This is a genomic window from Bacillus sp. SIMBA_154, assembly GCF_046536015.1.
In the GTDB taxonomy this organism is placed as follows: domain Bacteria; phylum Bacillota; class Bacilli; order Bacillales; family Bacillaceae; genus Bacillus; species Bacillus pumilus_P.
Window position 1 is genome coordinate 1 of record NZ_JAWJBV010000685.1, and the last position, 234, is coordinate 234.

At 38.9% G+C, this 234-nt stretch carries 1 protein-coding gene; it reads left to right on the forward strand.

The window, feature by feature from the left end:
• The first annotated feature begins 3 nt into the window (after positions 1-3).
• Complete coding sequence (locus R0K30_RS23600; protein ID WP_410613472.1) at positions 4-156, forward strand: YgjP-like metallopeptidase domain-containing protein; 153 nt, start codon at positions 4-6, stop codon at positions 154-156.
• Positions 157-234 lie beyond the last annotated feature (78 nt).

Genomic DNA, 234 nt, shown 5'->3' on the forward strand with positions numbered 1-234 from the left:
GTGGTGCACGAACTCGCGCATTTTAAGGAAAAAGATCATAATAAAAGCTTTTACGCCCTGTGTTGCCATATGGAGCCGCAGTACCACCAGCTAGAACTAGATTTGCGTATGTTTTGCGTGTTAGTTGAGCAAAATAACAACCCTTATTCATCCTAATGTATTTATAAGCCTATCAATTATGAACCCACTGTAAATTTAGCTAATCCTATTAGTTGCCCTGATTCAGTAACAACC